General features: G+C 73.2%; 7 protein-coding genes. 5 read left to right on the top strand and 2 right to left on the bottom strand.

The window, feature by feature from the left end:
- Positions 1-1,455: germacradienol/geosmin synthase (locus E1266_RS05420; protein ID WP_132044339.1), on the bottom strand; the 1,455-nt coding region annotated here is incomplete at its 3' end.
- Between the two features lie 109 nt (positions 1,456-1,564).
- Here E1266_RS05420 and E1266_RS05415 point away from each other — a divergent pair.
- The 4 genes from E1266_RS05415 (at position 1,565) to E1266_RS05400 (ending at position 5,574) form a co-directional block, all read left to right on the top strand.
- Positions 1,565-1,942, top strand: coding sequence for a phage holin family protein (locus E1266_RS05415; RefSeq protein WP_132044337.1), 378 nt, complete (start codon positions 1,565-1,567; stop codon positions 1,940-1,942).
- 67 nt (positions 1,943-2,009) lie between these two features.
- The gene (locus tag E1266_RS05410; RefSeq protein WP_132044335.1) at positions 2,010-2,549 is read left to right on the top strand and encodes a 2Fe-2S iron-sulfur cluster-binding protein; all 540 of its coding nucleotides are present in this window, start codon (positions 2,010-2,012) and stop codon (positions 2,547-2,549) included.
- Positions 2,546-3,520, top strand: a complete 975-nt coding sequence (locus E1266_RS05405) for a xanthine dehydrogenase family protein subunit M (protein ID WP_132044332.1) — start codon at positions 2,546-2,548, stop codon at positions 3,518-3,520. The genes E1266_RS05410 and E1266_RS05405 overlap by 4 nt, the downstream gene beginning before the upstream one ends.
- Positions 3,517-5,574 (top strand): xanthine dehydrogenase family protein molybdopterin-binding subunit, encoded by a 2,058-nt coding sequence (locus E1266_RS05400; RefSeq protein WP_132044330.1) that lies wholly within the window; start codon positions 3,517-3,519, stop codon positions 5,572-5,574. The genes E1266_RS05405 and E1266_RS05400 overlap by 4 nt, the downstream gene beginning before the upstream one ends.
- Positions 5,575-5,578: 4 nt before the next feature.
- On the opposite strand, the gene E1266_RS05395 is transcribed toward E1266_RS05400, so the two are convergent.
- On the bottom strand, positions 5,579-5,824 hold the full coding sequence (locus E1266_RS05395; RefSeq protein ID WP_132044328.1) for a DUF2630 family protein: 246 nt from the start codon (positions 5,822-5,824) through the stop codon (positions 5,579-5,581).
- Between the two features lie 121 nt (positions 5,825-5,945).
- On the opposite strand from E1266_RS05395, the gene E1266_RS05390 reads away from it, so the two are divergent.
- Positions 5,946-6,359 carry an STAS domain-containing protein gene (locus E1266_RS05390; RefSeq protein WP_165965942.1) on the top strand — a complete coding sequence of 138 codons (414 nt, stop codon included), beginning with the start codon at positions 5,946-5,948 and terminating at the stop codon, positions 6,357-6,359.
- Positions 6,360-6,388: the final 29 nt, after the last annotated feature.

Raw genomic sequence — 6,388 nt, 5'->3', positions numbered from 1 at the left:
TGTGTATAAGAGACAGGTGCCGCAGTCCAGCGGCAGGAAGGCGGGGACGCGGGCGTTGAAGAGCTTCGCGCCGGCCATGTCGCGGTCGCGGTTGAAGAGGGCGGGGAAGTAGTCGTCGCCGTAGGTGCCGCAGGCGAGCCACTGGGTGGCGAGGTCGAGCGCCTCCGGGGAGGCGTCCGGGTCCAGGGACGCGGCGCAGATCTCCAGCGCCATGCCGGTCAGCGTCTCGGCCGTCCAGACCGGGGCGGGCAGCCGCGGCTGCGGGGAGAACATGCCCATCTCGCGCGCCCACGCGACGACGTTGCGGCCGGCGCTCTCGCGGTGCGGGTTGACGCGGGCGGGGTAGGGGATGTCGAACTCGGGCAGCGGCGTCGGCCCGACCTTCTGGAACGGGACGTGCGGCAGGCTGATCCGGGCGGACTTCAGCAGCGCCGGGATGCGGGCCGCCGACATGCCGATGGACTTCTCGTTCATGTAGCGGCTTGACCGCATGTGCCATTCGTGGCCGCCGGACTGCCAGTCCTGGAGGGCCTTCACATAGGTGGCGACGGCCGCCCGCTCGGCGGGGTCGAGGGCGTGGTCCTCGAACACGTGGGGGAGTTCGGTGAGGGCCGTGTTCTCGTACTGGCGCAACCGCGAGGTCAGCAGGTCGTTGACGGTGTCGGCGGCCGCCTGGGGCGCGACTTCCAGGAAGTGCTCCATCACCAGGACGGCGTTGTTCACCTCGCCTTCGGACTCGGTCTCCCGCTGGTAGGAGAAGATGTCGTTCCGCAGGTGGACGCCGTCGGAGAAGGTGTCCTTGAGGACGCGGAGCGGCCGCGTCCCGACGACGCGCTCGGGTATCTCGACGCCCGCCGCGTGCTCGGCGAGGTCGGCCGACCAGGGCGCCCCGCCGACCTTGCGCCGCATCTCGATGTACTCGACCGGGTTGGGGATGCGGCCGGTGCTGATGTTGGACAGCTCCCACAGCGACTCGCGGAGCAGGTTCACGGTGCTCTCCGAGAAGCGCGCCCGCCACGCGTCCGACCGGGACGGGACGGTGCGCGCCCACAGGTCGGCGAGGCCGCGTTCGACGGCGTTGACGGGCTCCGGCGGGTCGAGCGACATGAACAGCGGAAGCCGGTCGAGGTAGGTCCGGGCGCCCGCCTGGTCCTTGGTCTTCTTGAAGACCTCCAGGAAGTGGTCGTCGAAGTAGAAGACCCAGACGTACCAGTCGGTGATGAGGTCGAGCTCCGGGCCGTCGCAGTCGGGATGGGTGTAGGCGCACAGGAGCGCGTAGTCCATCGCTTCGAGCGCCGGCTCGTCCCAGATGTCCGGGGTGCCGGGATCTCGGTCGTCGTCCAGCATCTTCATCTCGCGCGCCCACGCCATGGTGTGCGTCCGCGCGCCCGCCACGTGGGGGTTCAGACGCGCGGGGTGCGGGACGTAGAAGTCGGGCAGCTCGAACGGTTGCATCGACGGCCTCTCTGTCGGGTCCGGTCGCAACCTACAGCACTCGCAAAGTTACCGAGGGTGACACATTGCTCTCCCGGTTCTTTCGCTTTCCTTGGGGTACCGATGGGTCATGACGGAGTCGAGTGAACCCGCGGAGGTGGACGGCCCGCTGGAGCAGAACCTCCTGCTCGCCCGGCGGGTGGTCGACGCCGCCCAGCAGGAGATGATCGACAAGATGCGGCAGCGCGTCCCGGCGCTGCGGCTCGGCGCGGTCGCCGGCGCCTTCGGGATGCTCGCCACCGCGGCCACCTACCGGGCCAACCTCCTGCTGCTGGAGAAGAAGCTGCCGCCGGAGCTCGCCTCGTTCGTCGCGGCGGCCGTGTACGGGGGCGGGGCCGGAGCCGCGGCGGTGGCCGCGTCCCGCAAGTGGCGCGGCCTTCCCGCGCCGCTGCCCACCGACACGGCCCGGACGGTCGTGGAGATCCTCTCCAGCTCGGACGACGACTGACCCGCGCCGCCCTGACCGCGCCGCCGGCCGCCGACTTACACCGGTCATCCGGGGTAGGGGGCGGTGCATGGACAGTGAAGCGACGCCGGTCGTCGCCGCCATAGCCCTGGTCGTGAACGGCACAGAGCACCGGCTCAGCGTCGACACCCGCGCCTCCCTGCTGGACGTCCTGCGCGAGGACCTCGGCCTGACGGGCTCGAAGAAGGGCTGCGACCACGGGCAGTGCGGTGCGTGCACCGTCCTGCTCGACGGGCGCCGCGCGAACTCCTGCCTCGCGCTGGCCGTCGCGCACGACGGCGCCGAGATCGTCACCGTGGAAGGGCTCGCGGAGGACGGGCGGCTCAGCCCCCTCCAGGAGGCGTTCATCGAGCAGGACGCCTTCCAGTGCGGCTACTGCACCCCGGGCCAGCTGTGCTCCGCCACGGGAATGCTGAACGAGGCCGAGCAGGGCTGGCCCAGCGCCGTCACCGAGGACGTCGCGGCCGACCCGGTCCTCGACGACGCCGAGATCCGCGAGCGGATGAGCGGCAACCTGTGCCGCTGCGGCGCCTACCGCGGCATCGTCGCGGCCCTCCGCGAGGTCGGCGGAGAGGGGGCGCGGCCATGAGGCCGTTCGCGTACGAGCGCGCGACCAGCGCCGAGGACGCGCTGGCCCGGCACGAGGACGGCGCCCGCTACCTCGGCGGCGGCACCAACCTCGTCGACCTGATGCGGCTCGGTGTCGAGGAGCCCGCGAAGCTGGTGGACGTCACCGGCCTCGCCCACGACCGCATCGAGCGGACCCCGGACGGCACCCTCGTCGTCGGCGCCGCCGTCACCAACAGCGACCTCGCCGCCGACCGGACCGTCCGCGAGGAGTTCCCGATGCTGTCGAAGGCCGTCCTGGCGGGCGCGTCGGGCCAGCTCCGCAACCTCGCGACCGTCGGCGGCAACCTCCTCCAGCGCACGCGGTGCTCCTACTTCCAGGACGCGTCCAAGCCGTGCAACAAGCGGAACCCCGGGAGCGGCTGCCCGGCGCGCGACGGCGAGCACCACAACCTTGCGGTTCTCGGCCATTCGGAGGCGTGCGTCGCGACCCATCCGTCCGACATGGCGGTGGCGCTCGCGGCGCTCGGCGCGTCGGTCCGGGTGGTCGGCCGCGGCGGGGAGCGGACCGTCCCGCTCGGCGACTTCCACCGGCTCCCCGGCGCCGAGCCGCAGCGCGACACCGTGCTCGAACCCGGCGACCTCGTCACCGAGGTCGTGGTGCCGCCGCTGCGGATGCCGGCCGCGTACCGCAAGGTCCGCGAGCGCGCGTCGTTCGCGTTCGCCCTGGTGTCGATCGCGGCGGCGCTGGACGTCCGCGACGGGACGGTCCGGGACGCGCGGCTGGCGCTGGGCGGCGTCGCCCACAAGCCCTGGCGCGCGGGGAGGGCCGAGGACGTGCTGCGGGGCGCCCCGGCGACCGAGGAGACGTTCGCCCGCGCCGCCGACGCCGAGCTCGCCGCCGCGGAGCCGCTGCGCGACAACGCCTACAAGGTGCCGCTCGCGCGCAACCTCATCGTGCGCACGCTGGCCGGACTGGGGGAGGGGTCATGACGCACCGGCTCGAAGGACGCGAGAAGGTCACCGGCAAGGCCCGCTACGCCTACGAGTACCCGCTGGAGGACCCCGCGTACGTCTCGGCCGTGCAGGCGGAGGCCGGAAAGGGCGAGATCGTGTCGGTGGACGCCGCGTCCGCGCGGCGGCTTCCGGGCGTCCTCGCCGTCCTGTCCTGCGAGAACGCGCCGCAGCTCGCGTCGCGGTCGAACGGGGAGCTGGCGGTCTTCCAGTCCCGGACGGTCTCCTACCGCGGCCAGTTCGTCGCCGCCGTCGTCGCCGAGACGCTGGAGACGGCCCGGGAGGCGGCCCGGCGGCTCCGAATCGAGTACGCGGCCGAGGCCCCCGACGTCCGGCTCCGCGACGACCACCCCGGTCTCTACAGGCCCGAGGAGATCAACACCGGGGTCCCCGCCGACACCGAGATGGGAGACCCGGAGGCGGCCCTCAGCGACTCGGACGTGCAGGTCGACGTCACCTACACGACCCCCGCCGAGCACAACAACCCCATGGAGCCGCACACGACCGTCGCCCACTGGAACGAGGACGGATCCCTCACGCTCTACGAGTCCACCCAGGGCGCGTCCACGCACCAGCGGACGATCGCCAGGATCTTCGGGCTCGACCAGGATCAGGTGCGGGTCGTGTCCCCGCACGTGGGCGGCGGGTTCGGCGCCAAGGGCACGCCCCGTCCGAACGCGGTGCTGGCGGCGATGGCCGCGCGGGAGGTCGGCCGCCCGGTCAAGTTCGCGGTGCCGCGCCAGCAGATGTACGCGACCACCGGCTACCGCACGCCCACCATCCAGCGGCTCAGGCTCGGCGCCGCCGCCGACGGGACGCTCAACGCGATCGTGCACGACGTGGTCGAGCAGACGTCCACGGTCCGCGAGTTCGCCGAGCAGACCGCCGCGCCGACCCGGATCATGTACCGGGCCCCGCACCGCCGCACGACGCACCGGGTCGTGGCGCTGGACGTCCCGACGCCGTCGTGGATGCGCGCGCCGGGTGAGACCCCCGGCATGTACGCGCTCGAATCGGCGCTGGACGAGCTGGCCGCCGCGGCCGGGATCGACCCCGTCGAGCTTCGGATCCGCAACGACACCGACCACGAGCCGGAGAGCGGCCTGCCGTTCAGCTCCCGCAACCTCGTCGCGTGCCTGCGGGAGGGCGCGGAGCGGTTCGGCTGGGCCGGCCGCGACCCGGCGCCCCGGTCCCGCCGCGCGGGCCGCAGGCTGGTCGGGACGGGCGTCGCGGCGTCCACCTACCCGGCGCGCCTCAACCCGGGCCGGGCGACGGCGCGGGCCGAGCCGGACGGGACGTTCACGGTCCGGATCGCCGCCGCCGACATCGGCACCGGCGCCCGCACCGCGCTGGCGCTGCTCGCCGCCGAGACGCTCAAGGCGGACCTCGGCCGGGTGCGCATGGAGGTGGGCGACAGCTCCTTCCCCGCCGCGTCCGTCGCGGGCGGATCCAGCGGGACGGCCAGCTGGGGCACCGCCGTGGTCCGGGCGTGCGAGGCGCTGCGCGAGCGGCTGAACGGGGCCGTCCCGCCGGAGGGCGTCGAGGCGTCGGCCGACACCCGGGACGAGGTCAAGGCGCAGGAGCGGTACGCACGGCACGCCTTCGGCGCGCAGTTCGCGGAGGTCGAGGTGGACGCCGACACGGGGGAGGTCCGCGTCTCCCGGATGCTCGGCGTGTTCGCCGCCGGGCGGATCGTCAACCCGGTCACGGCCCGCTCGCAGTTCGTCGGCGGCATGACGATGGGCATCGGGATGGCGCTGATGGAGGAGAGCGTCATGGACGAGCGGTTCGGCGACTACCTCAACCGCGACCTCGCCCAGTACCACGTCCCGGCCTGCGCGGACGTCCCCGGCATCGAGGCGGTGTGGCTGGAGGAGTCGGACCCGCACCTGAACCCGATGGGCGCCAAGGGCATCGGCGAGATCGGCATCGTGGGCGCCGCCGCGGCGATCGGCAACGCGGTCCACCACGCGACCGGGGTCCGCGTCCGCGACCTGCCGATCACCCCGCCGAAGCTGCTGGCGCGCGGGTGAGGGCCTACTGGCGGTAGTCCTCGACCTCGGAGGCGGGCCGGACCTGCGCCTCGTCGGGGTTCTGCCCCGCCTCGATGCGCGCCCGCCGCTGCCTGAGCAGGTCCCAGCACTGGTCGAGCGCCACCTCGAGATCCCTGAGCCGCTGCCGCGTCTCGGCACCGCCCGTCTCGGCGCGCTCGTGCGCGTCGCGCAGCGCGTGCTCCTCCGCGATGAACTCGCTGATGCGGTTCAGTATGGCCTTCTCGTCCATGAAACGGCTCCCGATGGTGGTTTTCCCGCTCGGTGGGGTTCAGAAGGTGCCGACAGATGAGAGCCTGGCATATACGGGGCCGCCCCCGGTAGCGGCGCCCCCGGCCATAGGCGAGGAGCGGATGACGGTCTGGCGGATCACCGACGGTGAGGGCGGCCTGGAGTCCGGGCGGCGCGCGTCCCCGCACTACGACATCGTCGAGCACGACACGGCGCTGCTGCGCATCGCGGGCGCGTCGGCCTCGCCCTGGCTGCGGATGGCCGGGGAGATCGACGTCTCGAACGCCCGGGACGTGTCGCGCGCCCTCGGCGGCGCCCTGGACCGCGTGCCCGGGGACGTCCACGTCGACCTGGCGGGCGTCGAGTTCGTCGACGTCGCCGGCCTGCGCGCCTTCACCCTGACGGCCCGGGAACTGCACGCGCGCGACCGCATGCTCGTCCTGCACTCGGTGTCGTCCCACATCGAGCGGCTGTTCCGGCTGATCGGCTGGAGCGGAACACCCGGCCTGCGGGTGCACTGCCACCCCCGGGCGTGAGACGCCGGAGCGGCGCGGCGGTAATGCCC

This window comes from Actinomadura sp. 7K534 (assembly GCF_004348575.1).
GTDB lineage: Bacteria > Actinomycetota > Actinomycetes > Streptosporangiales > Streptosporangiaceae > Spirillospora > Spirillospora livida.
The sequence above is the reverse complement of the archived record's forward strand: the minus strand, read 5'-3'. Positions and strand labels throughout refer to the sequence as shown.

Excerpts from the sequence above, each read along its gene's own strand:
- E1266_RS05415 (WP_132044337.1), top strand. The coding sequence starts at position 1,565 with ATGACGGAGTCGAGTGAACCCGCGGAGGTGGACGGCCCGCTGGAGCAG.
- E1266_RS05410 (WP_132044335.1), top strand. The coding sequence starts at position 2,010 with ATGGACAGTGAAGCGACGCCGGTCGTCGCCGCCATAGCCCTGGTCGTG.
- E1266_RS05405 (WP_132044332.1), top strand. The coding sequence starts at position 2,546 with ATGAGGCCGTTCGCGTACGAGCGCGCGACCAGCGCCGAGGACGCGCTG.
- E1266_RS05400 (WP_132044330.1), top strand. The coding sequence starts at position 3,517 with ATGACGCACCGGCTCGAAGGACGCGAGAAGGTCACCGGCAAGGCCCGC.
- E1266_RS05395 (WP_132044328.1), bottom strand. The coding sequence starts at position 5,824 with ATGGACGAGAAGGCCATACTGAACCGCATCAGCGAGTTCATCGCGGAG.
- E1266_RS05390 (WP_165965942.1), top strand. The coding sequence starts at position 5,946 with ATGACGGTCTGGCGGATCACCGACGGTGAGGGCGGCCTGGAGTCCGGG.